14 protein-coding genes are annotated in these 14748 nt (G+C 49.4%); 7 read left to right on the top strand and 7 right to left on the bottom strand.

Going from position 1 to position 14748, the window contains the following annotated elements; translation table 11 throughout:
- Position 1 precedes the first annotated feature (1 nt).
- From B2Z72_RS12820 to B2Z72_RS12790, 7 genes are all read left to right on the top strand, one after another.
- Positions 2–1042, top strand: coding sequence for a chemotaxis protein CheB (locus B2Z72_RS12820; protein ID WP_296980474.1), 1041 nt, complete (start codon positions 2–4; stop codon positions 1040–1042).
- Positions 1039–1512, top strand: a complete 474-nt coding sequence (locus B2Z72_RS12815) for a chemotaxis protein CheW (RefSeq protein WP_296980476.1) — start codon at positions 1039–1041, stop codon at positions 1510–1512. Before B2Z72_RS12820 ends, B2Z72_RS12815 begins: the two co-directional genes overlap by 4 nt.
- A 72-nt stretch (positions 1513–1584) precedes the next feature.
- Positions 1585–2370, top strand: coding sequence for a hypothetical protein (locus B2Z72_RS12810; RefSeq protein WP_297004988.1), 786 nt, complete (start codon positions 1585–1587; stop codon positions 2368–2370).
- A 23-nt stretch (positions 2371–2393) separates the two neighbouring features.
- Entirely contained in the window at positions 2394–3413 is a 1020-nt protein-coding gene (locus B2Z72_RS12805; protein WP_296980480.1) for a polysaccharide pyruvyl transferase family protein, read from the top strand.
- Entirely contained in the window at positions 3410–4405 is a 996-nt protein-coding gene (locus tag B2Z72_RS12800; protein WP_296980483.1) for a phosphotransferase, read from the top strand. The genes B2Z72_RS12805 and B2Z72_RS12800 overlap by 4 nt, the downstream gene beginning before the upstream one ends.
- A gap of 175 nt (positions 4406–4580) precedes the next feature.
- A complete protein-coding gene (locus tag B2Z72_RS12795; protein WP_296980485.1) occupies positions 4581–5720 on the top strand; it encodes a hypothetical protein in 1140 nt (379 codons plus the stop codon).
- Positions 5720–6988: an O-antigen ligase family protein gene (locus tag B2Z72_RS12790; RefSeq protein ID WP_296980487.1), complete on the top strand. Its 1269-nt coding sequence runs from the start codon at positions 5720–5722 to the stop codon at positions 6986–6988. The genes B2Z72_RS12795 and B2Z72_RS12790 overlap by 1 nt, the downstream gene beginning before the upstream one ends.
- On the opposite strand, the gene B2Z72_RS12785 is transcribed toward B2Z72_RS12790, so the two are convergent.
- From B2Z72_RS12785 to ahcY, 7 genes are all read right to left on the bottom strand, one after another.
- Positions 6945–7529: a YrbL family protein gene (locus B2Z72_RS12785; RefSeq protein WP_296980489.1), complete on the bottom strand. Its 585-nt coding sequence runs from the start codon at positions 7527–7529 to the stop codon at positions 6945–6947. The two genes, B2Z72_RS12790 and B2Z72_RS12785, sit on opposite strands and share 44 nt — an antisense overlap.
- A gap of 17 nt (positions 7530–7546) precedes the next feature.
- On the bottom strand, positions 7547–8248 hold the full coding sequence (locus tag B2Z72_RS12780) for a hypothetical protein (RefSeq protein ID WP_296980492.1): 702 nt from the start codon (positions 8246–8248) through the stop codon (positions 7547–7549).
- A gap of 313 nt (positions 8249–8561) precedes the next feature.
- Entirely contained in the window at positions 8562–9428 is an 867-nt protein-coding gene (locus B2Z72_RS12775; RefSeq protein WP_296980495.1) for a glycosyltransferase family 2 protein, read from the bottom strand.
- 280 nt (positions 9429–9708) lie between these two features.
- Positions 9709–10797, bottom strand: a complete 1089-nt coding sequence (locus tag B2Z72_RS12770) for a polysialyltransferase family glycosyltransferase (RefSeq protein ID WP_296980498.1) — start codon at positions 10795–10797, stop codon at positions 9709–9711.
- 423 nt (positions 10798–11220) lie between these two features.
- Positions 11221–12240, bottom strand: coding sequence for a hypothetical protein (locus tag B2Z72_RS12765; RefSeq protein WP_296980500.1), 1020 nt, complete (start codon positions 12238–12240; stop codon positions 11221–11223).
- Positions 12241–12409: 169 nt separating this feature from the next.
- On the bottom strand, positions 12410–13237 hold the full coding sequence (gene metF / locus B2Z72_RS12760; RefSeq protein WP_296980503.1) for a methylenetetrahydrofolate reductase [NAD(P)H]: 828 nt from the start codon (positions 13235–13237) through the stop codon (positions 12410–12412).
- 127 nt (positions 13238–13364) lie between these two features.
- Positions 13365–14747: an adenosylhomocysteinase gene (gene ahcY / locus B2Z72_RS12755; protein ID WP_297004987.1), complete on the bottom strand. Its 1383-nt coding sequence runs from the start codon at positions 14745–14747 to the stop codon at positions 13365–13367.
- Position 14748 lies beyond the last annotated feature (1 nt).

Genomic DNA, 14748 nt, shown 5'->3' with positions numbered 1-14748 from the left:
TATGGCACTTCCCCGGGTTGGGATCCTTGCCGATGATCTGTTACAGCAGCATTTATTAAAGAGTGCGTTGTTGCACTTCGGCTTTGATGTGGTCATTTCAACCGACCCTCAGCGCTTCCTCGATATGGGCACCCAGGCTGAGCTTGATGCCTGGGTGGTTGATGTTCGGGAAGATGCTGACGAAGCCAGTCTGGACTGGCTGGATGATCTGTTGGATGGCGACATCCCGGTACTGATTGGCATTGAGCAGGCGCCGCAGAAACAGTGCCCGACCTTCCCAAAATGGGAAAAGCGGCTGTACAGTAAACTGCGCGAGCTGCTGCACATCACTCCGGTGGTGGCTGCAGATGCCGCTGCACTGGAAACCCTGAAGGACAGCGGCAGCGCGGTTATCCCACTGCCGACCGTGTTTGTCGGCAGAGACTTCAGCGGTATGAAGCCAAAGCAGGTATGGGTATTAGGCGCATCGCTGGGCGGGCCGGAAGCGGTTAAGAAATTTCTCGATGCGCTGCCCGGTGGTTTGCCGGTGGCGTTTGTTTACGCGCAGCATATCGATCCGCGATTTGAACAGACTCTGTGCAATACCATTGGCCGCCACAGCGCTTACAACTTAAAGAATTACGTGGAAGGCGATACGCTTACCTGTGGTGATGTGCTGGTGGCGCCGGTCAGTAATGAGTTTGAATTTGCTGACAGCAGCCGTTTCCGTCTGAAGAACCGGCCATGGCCGGGCCCCTATGGGCCATCCATTGATCAGGTCATACTGAATGTGGCGGCGCACTATGGTGCTGAAGCCGGATACATTCTGTTCAGTGGTATGGGGAACGATGGAGCAGACGCTATTCAGACCTTGCCTGCGCCGGACATCCGCGTCTGGGCACAGACACCGGAAACCTGCGCCAATGCCTCCATGCCGGAAAGCGCCATCGAAACCGGACGTATTAATTACACAGGCGACCCGAGCCAGCTGGCGATGCAGCTGGTAAACTGCCTCAAACACAGCTGGGTAGAAACGCCTGAGCAAATGGATACCAAAGCATGAGCCAATCACTGACAAAAACAGAAACACCCAATCAGGTTGACTGTCTGCTGATCCCGCTGAAAGATAAGAACCTGTTGCTGCCTAACGTAACCGTGGCAGAAATCATCCCGTTCTCCCACCTGCTGACCACGGCGTCTTCTGTGGACTGGATGCTGGGACGGCTGGACTGGCGTGGAACTCCGGTTCCGGTTGTGTGCTACGAGATGCTTAACCAGCAGGCGGCCCCGGCACCGAACCCGAACGCCCGTTTTGCTGTGGTCAATGGCGTTGGTAATCACGCTGCCATGCCGTTTTTCGCGATCCTGGTGCAGGGTATTCCACGTCTGGTTCACATCAATGAAAAAGACATTCAGGAAGTGGAAGCAATGAATATGGGGGCCTTCGATATGCAGGCTGTCAGTATTGATGAAGGGCAGGCGATGATCCCTGACCTCGACAGACTGGAACAATCTGTTCTCAGTGCTCTGTAAGGAAATTATCCCATCTGGTGAATAATTGACTGTATATTGCCGCGATTTTAACGCCCTGATCGGGAGTGTCGCGTGTTTGGTATAGCTGGTTTTAAAAGACGAAAAGCCCTTGAGCAGGTGAGTCACTACAGGCACTCACCGGCGGAGCTCGCTTACCATAAGCCCGGCGATATTATTGTATCTGTGCCTGTCAGCAGGTGCCGGATGAATCTCACTATGCTTCCCGCCAGCCGGAATCCATTCGTTATGACTCTGCAAGAGGGTCATGATTCGTATGAAAACAGCCCTCTGTTTCAGTTTTATGACAGCGTAAAGCCCGCAACTGTCGGTCAGTTGCTGTCTGTGATGCAGAGTCCGATTGCCAGCCTGCCAGCGATGGCAACGGTCATGCCCTGGTGGGCTATCTCACCGGAGGAACGTCTGGACCAGGTGGCGGTTGAAACACCACACGGATACCTCGGAAAAGAAGCCATCAAGATGGGCGCGTCGAGATCCGGCGATTATGGCTGGCAATATTTTGGTCCGGTATCGCATCAGGTCGGCGAATCTGAGTTTCAGCGACAGCAATTGGTATATCAGAGCATACGCTCAAACAGCTATAATCCCGTGTCTTACAAACATATTCATGGTGAATTCCTGATCAGTGGGCGCGACTGGGTATGGGTCAATCAGGGCGGAAAGCATCGCTTTAATTCGCTGGTGGCGGCAGGCAACGAAGAGGTTATTGTCTCAGCCAAGCGGAAGTACGGCCCTGATTTTGTTCAGCGTTCAGATGCCCATCTCTGGCCAAATGTAATCAACGGCTGGTTTACTGAGCAGGAAGCACTCACTGTTTTTGACCGGATAATGCAAGGCTGACTGTCAGGTCGGCGCGGAACGATATGAAGATAGCGATTATTAACGATACCCGTCCGACCCATCATTACGGCTGCCGCCTGGTGATGGAAAACCTGATGAATCTGCTGCATCAGGAGCAGGTAGAGGTCGTCTGGACCTGGCCGGTGAGTACCGATTGGCGTAAGCACAGAAGCCAGATTAAGAGCATGCCGGAAGTGGACGCTTTCATTATCAATGGTGAGGGTACAATACATCACAGCGATGAGCGTAAATATGCTCAGGCATTGATTGATTTTGCCGAATTCTCGACCACAGAACTGAAAAAGCCCTGCTATCTGATTAACGCGACCCTGCATAAAAACAGTGCCGACGCATACCGTCGCATGGCGTTTTTCCGCGCGATATTTGTCCGCGACCGGGGCAGTCTGGATGAGCTCAACGAAGCTGGTCTGCAAGGGCAGTATGTTCCGGATCTGACATTCGCCAAAAATCATAAATACACAGGGGGTGCTACTGCCGGCACTTGTGTTATCGACAGTACAATACGTGGCGACTCACAGAAGTTGCAGGATTTTGCTGCTGAACGCGGTTTTCCTTTCCGCTCCATGGTGGTGGCCAGACCCTCAAATGCAAAGTTTCTGCGCAGCCCGCGGCCCTGGGTGAAAAATGTGATCCGCTGGCTGAAAACGGATCGTCATATTTCAATTGATCCCGCGGATTACATTTTGTATCTGCGTCAGTTTGATCTGGTCATTACCGGTCGTTACCACACAGTCACCATGTGCATTAAAAACGAAATACCCTTTATTGCACTGGAATCCAATACCCCAAAAATCCGCTATCTGTTGAGTGACGCGATTAACTCAGATAAGCGTTCAATGGGCTTTCAGGAACTGGAATCAGCGGATCTGAATGCCTATGGGGCGTTCAGCGACGACGATCTGGAAAGAGTCAGAGCCTTCAGTAAAACTGCAGAGCTAAAGCTTGAGTCTATGATTGCGGCAATCGTCAGTGACGCGGGAAGTAACAGGGAAAATGCTTTCGCATACCCAGAAATTCCATGATTAAAGAGATCATCAACAGGATTGTTTGTGACCTGAGTATTGCCCGCCTGGAGCGTAAACTTGCGACAGGGGCGGGTCGTCTTCAGGCCGCGGTGAATAATCTCGTTGATGAGTCTGGTCAGAAGGTTTCATCTATCCGGCGGGTACGCTTTGGTGGCGTAAACAATAACGGCATGTTTGTTGGCTACTCGGCTTCTGCACCTGTATTGCTGATTAAACTGCAGCCGACGATATTGGCTGAGCGTGAAATAGCATTCATGCACTGGCAGTCGAGAAACAGACTTAACCTCACGCCGGACGTGTTCAGTCATTTCTCTCTGACAGACGCGGCCGTGACAGCAACCTGCAGCCGTTTTCTGGCAACGCCCTCTCACTATGAAGCCGCAAAAGTTCACGCTCTGCATCAGCGCCTGACCAGTGCCTCACAATATCGCAGCGATCTGGCAACAGATACAGAGCTGCAGGATGCAATAGAGGCAGACACACCAATAAAGAAAGTACTCAGCGGGCTGGTTATAAAGAAGCCGGAAGAGGATATCTCGGTCTGGCTCAAACAGTTTTTGCGGGAGCGTAAACAGCGCTTTGCCGACGATAAGCTGTTTAATTCTGTGTCGGAGTTCTTTTACTCTGTGGCCGTCAGCTGGTCACAGCTTGCTTCACCACTTTCATTAGTGCACGGTGATTTTAAGCGTCAGAATATTTTGATGGACGATTCAGGTCAGTATCAGCTGATTGATCTTCAGTATTATACGACAGGTCAGCCACTGTGGGATCTGGCTTTTTACTATTCTAAATATGACGATGGCTTTGCAGCGGCAATACAGGATTATGAAAAGAATAAAGAAGGCGGTACAGACTCTGATGTGCTGTTTATTTTTTTCTATCTGGTGGCTGTGTTAATCAATATCAAACCTAAAAGATGGAGAAGGGTTGCTGAAACAAAGGTAATACCGGCATTGGCCAGAATAAAAGCAATGGATGGCGGACTATGACAAAAAATATAAAGAATCAGGCTATGCTCAGATTTTTATCTATCCTGACTGACAATAAATTTTTGACCTGCTTGAAACGTTTGTCGCCTTTGAATAAGGCCGTTGTCACCAGCTCTCCTGTATTGGCAAATTGCAGGTCTATGCCGCTATTTACCAGATATTAAAGGTGACTGATATGGCTTCCGTTCTTTTACTCGCTGTTAACCGACACCAGGAACGATATTTTTCAGCCATTGCGCAGGCTGCTGAGGATATTGATATTCGTGTGCTGCACGATAATAAGTTACCTGTTGCTGTTCTGCCGCGGCGGTTATCAAAAGCGGAAAGAGATCTTATTGCAAGTGTCCGGGATCAGCGGCTGAAAACCGTGGAACAGGAATCACCCGGTTTCAAAGTTTCAGGCACGCTCAGAAGCATTCTCAGTCTCTACTATTTCTTGTCATGCTATATTTTCTTTCTGCGCACTGAAAAATTCTTCGCTCATAATGCCTTTCAACTCATTGGTTTGTGGAATGGTATGAAGTGGCGGCAAAAGATTACCCGGTACGTTATAGCTGGTACTGATACCTTATTTTTTGAAAATGGCGCCTTTCCTGATACAACTACGGTAGATGCTGAAGGGGTAAACTACGCAAGCAGCATTCCAAGAAGCAGAGATTTTTATCTCAGTTATTCTAAGGTCATGACAAAGCCACTGCCTGACAGGCTAACAGAAAGGAAGCCCAAAAAAGCCCCGGCCATCCACCAGTCTGGCGATGTGCCTTTGCCTGACAGGTACCTGTTTGTTCCGTTTCAGGTGGATTCTGATACTCAGATAGTTGAGTACTCTCCCTGGATAAAGAATATGGAACATCTGTATTCTGTGTTGGAGGATGTTGTTCGTGTTACCGGAGCTGATTTGCCGGTGATTGTGATTAAGGAGCATCCAAGCTCAAAGAATGATTACCGCTATCTGCATAGCAGGAATGGCAGAATTTTATTCTATAATAACGAAAATACTCAGATTCTGATTGAGCAGGCTGAGGCTATTGTGACCATCAACTCCAGTGTGGGATTCGAATCCATTCTCCTGGAAAAGCCTGTTGTTACCCTGGGTAATGCATTTTACAACATTGATGGTCTGGTATCGCATGCAGAGAGTGTGGATACCCTTATTGCGGCCTGCAGGAATTTTGTTCCCCCTGAGTCCCTGCTAAGACAGAGATTTCTTGATTATCTTTACGGCGACTATTATGCCGAAGGTGACTGGCGCACATGTGATTCTGCACATGCTGCATCCGTTCTGAAAAAGATTCGTAATATCCTGGAATATTAATGACATTGGTTAGTCAAACAGTAACGCCTTATCAAATGTTCAGTAAGGCAGTGATTTATATATTTGTATTTTTAATTGGATTAGCCTTTGCGTCGGCGCATCTGGATGCTTCTCCTTCACAGAAGCAGCTTACTCATTTGGTCTGGCTTCTTCCTCTGGCGTTTATTATTCATCCTAAGGTGCAGATCAGCACCGATGAACGGCGCTTTGTGCTGTTCAGTGCGCTGATGTTTGTCAGTGCTTTGATCAGTTTCTGGTTGGCAGGGGATGTTACTTCTTTTCAGTCGCTGAAGTCATACTGGGGCTATCTTCTCCCCGTTGGTTTGGTTGTTACTCTCGCCAATATCAAGGTTACCCGCAAGGGCCTTTATGGGTTGCTGATCTTAGCGGCTGTTATGGCCTTTGTTGTCGTTGTTAAAGATCATTTGTATGGAGGAAGACGTGGGGCGCATCACGGTTTGTCTATTCCTTATGGGGTGATGAGTACAACCACAGGATTATTATGTCTGATTTTATCCTTCGATCGGTCGCAGTCGAAATGGTTACGTCTGGCTTTAGTTCTGGCCTTTGTCGCGGGTATGGCGGCATCTTTCTGGTCATTAACCAGAGGAGCCTGGTTATTCCTGGTGTTGTGGGGCGTAGCATTTATCGGATTGGGGTTTTTAAAAGAAATATCACGCAGACGTAAAATCGCTGCCGTATTTATATTGGCAGCTATCTTTGTTGCTTTGGTTTTGTCTCCGGCATACAAAGCGATAGATAAGCGTGTCGCACAGGCCTATCAGCAAATCGAATACTACATGTCTGGGAAAAGTGCTAATACATCCACAGGGCAGCGATTTGAGTTGTGGAAGGTTGCAATAAATACCTTTGCCGATAATCCTGTTTTAGGCGCAGGCCGGTCAGGCTTTCTGCGGGAAAAGCAGGCAATGAATGCTGAAAAAGAAGTTAAGATACGTAGTTGGTTAGAACATGCTCATAATGATGTACTCTGGATATCAGCAACCAGAGGTATTCTTGGTCTTGCAGCCTTTGTCGCCTTTTTTGCTTTTCTTTTTAACTTCTATCGCCGCAGTCTGAGCAATCCGGATACACGGCTGGCGGCTTATGCTGGTCTGACAGTCTGTGCTGGAGCACTGGTTTACGGACTGACCGATATCTTTATGTCACTGAAGCTGACGGTCGGATACTTTATGATTCTCAATGCCCTGCTCATTCGCCATATTATTTCTCAGCGGAATGCTGCCGCTCCTTACGCAGACGATTAACTTTACGTTCAAGGCTAGGCCAGGCGGATCGTACTGATCGTCTGGCCAGATACTTGATGCGGGCATTGAGTGGATTTATGCCGGGGTTTGTCACACCATCGACAAGCATAAAGTTGTGGCCCTGCTCAGATTCTTTGCACATGATATTGGACGGACTGACATCCCTGACACAGATGGCGTTATCCAGCAGGTACTGCTTAAGCCCGGCGAGATGTGCATCTATCAACTCATCATTCAGTAATCCGTTGCGAATAACATAGGTCAGATTGTTTGCCGCTGTGCCGTCGTCATTCAGGACTCTGGGGAATACCGCACCAGTGCCCAGGTTGGTCTCAACTTTTCCTAAGTAGGGTGCAAGTTTCCCCAGGTCTTTGCACTTCTGCTTCAGATAGTGAAAATACCGCTTTTCACGGCGGGTTTGCTTTTCCGGACGTAGCGCTACTTTAATGCAAAGATCCCTGAATTCAGGGTGGACAAAACAGATTCTGTCGCGGCCTTTGCCGATGATTAACTGATCTGACAACGTCAATACACTATTCATAATGGCTCCGGAACTACTCAGTCAGAAAGCAGGCATTGCGATGCTATAAGCTGTTTTTCCTGCTCAGACATTACGGTTTCTTCACGATAAAAAGTCAGCAGTCTGTTTACCGATTGATTAAACATCCGGCGGAATTTTGCTGAGGAATCAGAACGGAATTTAATGATGCCGGCATCAATCCAGCAGAGCTCCGCCTGCTCTACGACAAACAGATTGTTCAGATGGAGGTCGGAAAACACGATGGCGTGACGGCGCATCACTAACAGATCCTGGATCAGGCTCTGTACAATCTGAGCTCTGAATTCAGAAGCGTCACTTAACGATTTGAAGTGCTTATACGCCTCGGTATAGCCACGGCATGACAGGTTTTCCATGCAGTAGTAACCGATATTACGGAAATCCCGGGCGGGCAGAACAGCAATACCGACCTCATAAACGTGAGGCGTTTTTAACCCGATGGCGCTGAGGGTGCGGATACCGCGGATTTCTTTTGATACACGACTGTGAAACCAGAAGAGTTTGACGTATTCCTGCCAGCGTCTGGGTTTGATCAACTTCAGGACTCTTTCGCCATTATGGGTCAGTGTCAGAAGTGATGGGCGACGGTCTTCAAGAACAGATTCCACGCGCAGGTCGCTGTCATCCTGCCCGGGTCCTTTGTAGATACAGGCAAATAACTGCGGTATAGCGGTATCGGTAAGTCGAATCCTGCGAAGCAATGTCAGATCCCGGATGGCATAAATATCGGGATTGGCCCGAAAATAGTTACTATGACACGGGATTGTAACTTGATTGTGTTGGGCTGGGTTGGTTCTGATGTTTCGTTTATGGAACGTTCATTGTTAAATAGGAGGGATTGTCTATTTTTATAATCTGTGGCTTGGGAAGAAAGGCGAGCAGGAACCCTGCTTCCGGGAAACAGTGTGGGCTGGATCAGCCACTATCGCCTGATGGCAGACTTTGACCGGTTTAGTTTGAACGTCCCTGAAGGCAGCCGCTTATGCGGACGTTAAAGTTTTAAACGTCCACTTGTCAGTGGCAGCCCAGCTGACTGCGGATATGTGATCCGACAGACGTATCTTTCATAATGACTCCGAACTTTGTCAGGGTCTGCGCATCGTTGGCTGACAGTGTAAGGCGCTCCAGTTCTTCCTCCAGGCGGTTATCCCGGTAAAGTTTTACCCAGCGACGATAGTGGTCGCCCATCTTATGAACCCCGTTTTCCAATAACCGGGCCCGGTTTTCAACATTGCGGATAAAACTTTCTTTGGAGCGGATGGGAAAGTGGAAGACCATGGTATTCTCACTTTCTTTCTGGTTAAGCTGCCCCCACAGATGCCAGGCTCTGTGATTTCCGCCTTTAACCCGCAGCAGGCCATGATTATTGACCATCACCTTGCCATTGATGTTGCCCAGCATGATGGACAGGTTGGAGTTATCCACCAGGTTGCAGCCTTTATTGAGTATTGGCAGGTTAACCCGGTATGGCGAATCCAGATAATGAAAGCCTGCCGAGTGAAACGATTCGTCCGGAATCATGTTGATGCGTTTGCAGTGGACTATCGAACCCCAGCGCGAAATATCGTGTTTGAGATTACCGTCAGCGGCGACCCAGAACTCATCGGCGTCATTGGCGATACTCCAGTCCGCACCTAATACGCTGCGCGAAGTCTTCGCCATCTCGGTTTTCCAGTTACTCTGCTGATAATCGAGCTCCGGACGTTCAATCAGGTGTATATCAAATTCCTGACTGAGTTGGCTGACGATATCCCGGGTTCCGTCTTCTGAACCATTATCCATCACAACAAAGCAGTCCACTCCCTGACCTGCATGAAAACGTATATTGTCTTCGATGATGTCTGCTTCGTTTTTGATTAAGAGGTTCATCGCCAGGCGCATCGCATTCCCCTGAACAGAATATTGATGAGTAAAGAGTGCATGCTAGAGAGGAAACCTTAACTAAGGCTTAAATCACGCCTTTTGTAGCCGTCTCTTCAGAGGAACACTCTGTTTCTTTTTTGATCTTATGCAGGGAAAATGACAGCGGAATGACAGATCTTGCCTGAAGAGGCTGTCATTCCGTATCACAGTAAGCGGCAGATAGGGGGAATTGGTCGTGAGTCAGCTGTTCCCGTTTACCTTCACTTAATCACGGCAGGGGGATGAAGGACGCAGCAGGCTAACGGAGGGCCTTGCATAAAGAGTCAGCGACCTGAGAGCTTTCCGTCACTTGCACGCCGAGTTCATCGAACAATGCACAGAATTCATCGTACAGTGGCACCTCCGGGTTGGCGACAGACAACAGGCGGGCGTTTGGCTTCAGCCAGCAGCTGTTGATCAGCGTAGACGAGACATCGCCAATAATAATGACGTCATCCGGCAGCAAAGGCAGCAAGGCTTCGAACGGAATCCTGTAGGGTAATACTGTGAAACCGGAGATCTTCTCCGCGTTGAGAATATCCGGGTTCTGGTTGCGGGGGTGGTATTTTATGCCGGTTTTCAGGCCTGCCGCTTTGAGCTGATCGACGATTTTCAGCATGGCTTCTTTGTAGCCGCGAATGCGCTCAATAATGGACTCGTGGGGAAGCGTCAGAACACATTCAATTTCTGAAATATCGTCGCTGGGGGCGGAGAAATAAGCGGCCAGCTGGCGGCAGAAATCCTTCACGCTCTGATTGCCGGAATACAGAGGCTGTAAGGGAATCATTTTCTTTGCTTGCAGCAGTGGATGGACAAGATCAGGAAATGCCGCGTATACACTGGACACCCATTCTGATCCCCCGACCGTTATCGGGTTTTTCCACCATATACCATAAATGAGTTTTTTAATGGTGTTGTCGATAATCCGGTCTGATACACCACGGGAGGCGCTGCGGCCAACATAGGTAAAGGTCCCTTCATCCATATAGATGCCTTTCACTGTACCCACAGCACTGGCGCAGTGCATGCTGTACTGGAACTCAATTCTGCGGTCGTTGCCGGTATATATTAAAGACGGTTTGTTCTGCCTTACCCATTGCCCCAGCTCAGTAAAAATGACTTTGCGGTTACGCAGTTTATCCAGTGGGTGGCGTATATGCCCCTGACTGATATTGATACTGGCGAACGGGGAGTCTGACCAATGGGAAAGAATCTGATAATAAGGATTATTCTCAATATCGGGTTGGTCGATAAGCCAGAGGTGCGCTTCGGTATTATTGGAGCTGGCAATTGCTACGGAGTTAAGGATGTGAAGTGGCGTGGAAGCGAGAAACAGCTCAGTTTCCATTCAGGTATTGCTCCGCATTGTTCTGAGGGCGCCATTGTAAGGCAATATGAGTTGGCTGGCATGTATATGCGTCAATCCGCATCGGATCAAGGTTATTCTGTCTGGTGAAAAAGCGCTCTGACTTCAGCTGCGTTGCACGGCATTACCGGGAATGCACCTTTGCCGCCTATGCCCTTATACAGCAATGCACCATGGGATTTACAACCAAAACAAACTTGCAGCGCCAATCTTTCGGTCAGTTGATGATAGCTGCTGCCAGCAATAATACCTTAAGGCTCTGTCAGGTACAGCCGCGATCTGAGGTCTGGTTTTGGGCCTGGTTTTAATGATTATTATGTCATTTGCTTTCCGCTCGCTGCTTTAGCCATTGCTATACGTCGGAACGCTGCCTGAGTTGCATCAGGCATATGATCAACTGCTGTATCAGCATTTTGCTTCTGAGCCGTCAGACATAAGTGCAAGCAAACGCTCTGACATCTCAATCAGGTGCTCTTCGCTGGCATCCTGCCAGCGACCGTTAACGATATGGTCTGAGGCTACATGGGCCAGAAAGCTTTCTCTGAGAACACTGTCGGCTTTCCAGGTACCGACATGTTCCAGCGCATCTTTTAGTCCAGCTTTATCCTGCGCCGAAAGCGTGATCCCCGGAATATCATAAAATGCCTGACCCATAACAATGACTTTCTTTTGCATCAGCAGAGCTTCCAGTCCGACAGAAGAATTTATGGTCGCCACTGCGTCTGCGTGAAAAATAAGATCCTGGGTAGAAAGGTTATGGGCAAAATGAATCTTAGGGTGGTTCATCAGCAGCGCTTCCGCAGCGCTGTATTTCTGATCACAGGACGGATGAGTCTTGAGAACAATATCCGGCATATTAGCGTCAGTCGCAGAATAAATATCCATCAGTGTCTGGACCAGTACCTTCATATTCTGAAGCCACGGGGAGAACAGCACTATCTGGCTGTCAGTATTTACCTGAAATGGAATAAATATGTAACTTGCAGGCAGGGATGGCGGACGCGGAGAGGAATAGTCAATAAAGGGGGCCGGCAGCGCTGCCTGATGACTACGGAAAAAGGCCGGGTCGCGGGGCACTGAATTCAGGTAGTTAATCCCCTTAGGGTCAAGGGTTGTTGTGCCGGGGAATGCTCCGCGCTCAATAAAATAGCAGGGAATGTTCAGTGCTTTTGCTGCCTCAACGCAGATCCTCTGGCGGAATTTCAGACCGTTCCAGATTAATAATGCGGTGATTCTGCGGCTTTTCAGCGCATGGAAATAAACCCGATAGGAGATGAAGGCTTCTGCTGTTTTAAGCAGACGATAAAAGAAGAATAAAAGACCGGATGACTTATCAATCCATTCCGGTGAGTTCTGTTTGGTGCGGACCTGATCAAGAACGATTTGTCTGAGTACGCTGCATTTTTGCGGTGGAGAGACAGACAACCAGCCTGCCTCTTGCCACAGGTTTTTGTACCAGAGAATCGAAATACTGACGTCAGGCTTCTGTTCGAGAACAGATTTGAGTTTTCTGGCGTATGACCGATGTTTTTTTCTTGCTGCAAACACCGCGATTCTCATTTCTGCTCCTGAGCATTGGCTTACACCCGTCTTGCTAGCTGATCAGATTCTTCCATACAACAAGGCTGGGTGTTGCCTGATTCAGAGTGTAGAAGTGCAGTCCCGGGGCACCGCCATCCAGCAGACGACGGCACATGTCGGTAATGACTTCTTCACCAAACTTCATAATGCTGTTGGAATCGTCACCATAGGCTTCCAGTTGCTTGCGGATCCAGCGGGGGATATCAGCACCGCAGCCGTCGGAGAATCGTGCAAGTTTACTGTAGTTGGTGATAGGCATAATACCCGGAATGATAGGTATGTCTACGCCCATGGATTGCACTCTGTCAACAAAGTAGAAGTAACAGTCGGCGTTGAAAAAGTACTGGGTAATCGCACTGTTTGCACCGGATTTCGCTTTGCGCACGAAGTTTTCCAGATCTTTTTCCAGGTTCGGCGCCTGCGGGTGCATCTCAGGATAGGCAGCAACTTCAATGGTGAAGTGGTCGCCGGTTTCTTCGCGGATAAACTCCACCAGATCATTGGCATGACGCAGTTCACTGCTGGCCAGACCGGCGCCGGATGGCAGGTCGCCACGCAGAGCAACGATGCGGCTGATGCCGATTTCTTTATAGCGGTTCAGCAGTTCACGGATCTCTGCTTTGCTGTCGCCCACGCAGGATAAGTGCGGTGCAGCGGCAATACCACGCTGCTGAATTTCATCAACGATGGAGTAGGTACGGTCACGGGTGGAGCCACCGGCACCGTAGGTTACGGAGAAAAACTCCGGATTATAGGCTGCCAGCTTATCGCGCACGGTCAGCAGTTTTTCCGTCCCTTCATCGCTTTTGGTCGGAAAGAATTCAAAACTTAATGTGGTCATGGTGAACTCTTTGTCGGCGGTGCCGGGCACCGGTTTATGGTTCTGTTGCCGCGTTGTTTTATGTGTTTTTTAACCAACATCCGGGCCGTTCCTGCGGCAGAACGGCCCGATTGACTGATTCAGCGGATCAGTATTTGTAGCTTTCAGGCTTGTAAGGGCCTTCTACTTTTACGCTGATGTAGTCGGCCTGGGTCTGGGTCAGTTTGGTGATTACACCACCAAAGCCTTCCACCATATCTTTGGCGACTTCTTCGTCCAGCTTCTTCGGCAGTACTTTCACATACACGCTTTCGGCTTTTTCCGCTTCCATCATGTCGGCGAACTTACGCTCGTACAGATAGATCTGCGCCAGTACCTGGTTGGCAAAGGAACCGTCCATGATGCGGCTTGGGTGACCAGTGGCGTTGCCCAGGTTCACCAGACGGCCTTCGGACAGCAGGATCAGGTGATCATCGGTATCTTTGTTGCGGTATACCTTGTGCACCTGAGGTTTGATCTCTTCCCACTCCCAGTTTTCACGCATGAAAGCAGTATCGATTTCGTTATCGAAGTGACCGATGTTGCAAACCACGGCGCTGGATTTCAGTGCCTGCAGCATAAACTGATCGCATACATTGACGTTACCAGTGGTGGTAACCAGCAGATCGGTATTAGCCAGCAGCTGCTTGTTGATGCAGTCCAGGCTGCCTTTGTTTTCACCGTTGATATACGGAGAAACCACTTCATAACCATCCATACAGGCCTGCATGGCACAGATAGGATCGACTTCAGTGACCTTAACGATCATGCCTTCCTGACGCAGGGACGCAGCAGAACCTTTACCCACGTCGCCGTAACCGATGACCAGCGCTTTTTTACCGGACAGCAGGTGGTCGGTACCACGCTTGATGGCGTCGTTCAGGGAGTGACGACAACCGTATTTGTTGTCGTTCTTGGATTTGGTTACTGAGTCGTTAACGTTAATCGCCGGTACTTTCAGTTCGCCTTTATTGAGCATGTCCAGCAGACGGTGCACACCGGTGGTGGTCTCTTCAGAAATACCGTGAATCGCTTCCAGCATCTGTGGGAAACGGTTGTGAACCATCTCGGTCAGGTCGCCGCCGTCGTCGAGAATCATGTTGGCGTCCCAGATCGCATCGCTGTCTTTTTCCGCGCGGATGGTCTGCTCAATACACCACAGGAATTCTTCTTCGGTTTCACCTTTCCAGGCGAATACCGGAATACCCGCTGCTGCGATAGCAGCCGCTGCGTGATCCTGAGTGGAGAAAATGTTGCACGAAGACCAGCGCACGTCGGCACCCAGTTCCACCAGGGTTTCGATCAGCACGGCGGTCTGAATGGTCATGTGGATACAACCCATGATCTTCGCGCCTGCTAATGGCTGAGATTCTTTGTACTTGCGGCGCAGCGCCATCAGAGCCGGCATTTCGCCTTCGGCGATTTTGATTTCTTTGCGGCCCCAGTCAGCCAGATTGATGTCGGCGACTTTGTAATCGGTAAATGTGGTCATG

Source organism: Thalassolituus sp. UBA6592 (genome assembly GCF_002433655.1).
GTDB lineage: Bacteria > Pseudomonadota > Gammaproteobacteria > Pseudomonadales > Oceanobacteraceae > Venatoribacter.
This window is presented reverse-complemented; position numbering and strand designations above follow the sequence as displayed.

Coding starts and splice junctions, on each gene's coding strand:
- B2Z72_RS12820 (WP_296980474.1), top strand. CDS start 2: ATGGCACTTCCCCGGGTTGGGATCCTTGCCGATGATCTGTTACAGCAG.
- B2Z72_RS12815 (WP_296980476.1), top strand. CDS start 1,039: ATGAGCCAATCACTGACAAAAACAGAAACACCCAATCAGGTTGACTGT.
- B2Z72_RS12805 (WP_296980480.1), top strand. CDS start 2,394: ATGAAGATAGCGATTATTAACGATACCCGTCCGACCCATCATTACGGC.
- B2Z72_RS12800 (WP_296980483.1), top strand. CDS start 3,410: ATGATTAAAGAGATCATCAACAGGATTGTTTGTGACCTGAGTATTGCC.
- B2Z72_RS12795 (WP_296980485.1), top strand. CDS start 4,581: ATGGCTTCCGTTCTTTTACTCGCTGTTAACCGACACCAGGAACGATAT.
- B2Z72_RS12790 (WP_296980487.1), top strand. CDS start 5,720: ATGACATTGGTTAGTCAAACAGTAACGCCTTATCAAATGTTCAGTAAG.
- B2Z72_RS12785 (WP_296980489.1), bottom strand. CDS start 7,529: ATGAATAGTGTATTGACGTTGTCAGATCAGTTAATCATCGGCAAAGGC.
- B2Z72_RS12775 (WP_296980495.1), bottom strand. CDS start 9,428: ATGCGCCTGGCGATGAACCTCTTAATCAAAAACGAAGCAGACATCATC.
- B2Z72_RS12770 (WP_296980498.1), bottom strand. CDS start 10,797: ATGGAAACTGAGCTGTTTCTCGCTTCCACGCCACTTCACATCCTTAAC.
- metF (WP_296980503.1), bottom strand. CDS start 13,237: ATGACCACATTAAGTTTTGAATTCTTTCCGACCAAAAGCGATGAAGGG.
- ahcY (WP_297004987.1), bottom strand. CDS start 14,747: ATGACCACATTTACCGATTACAAAGTCGCCGACATCAATCTGGCTGAC.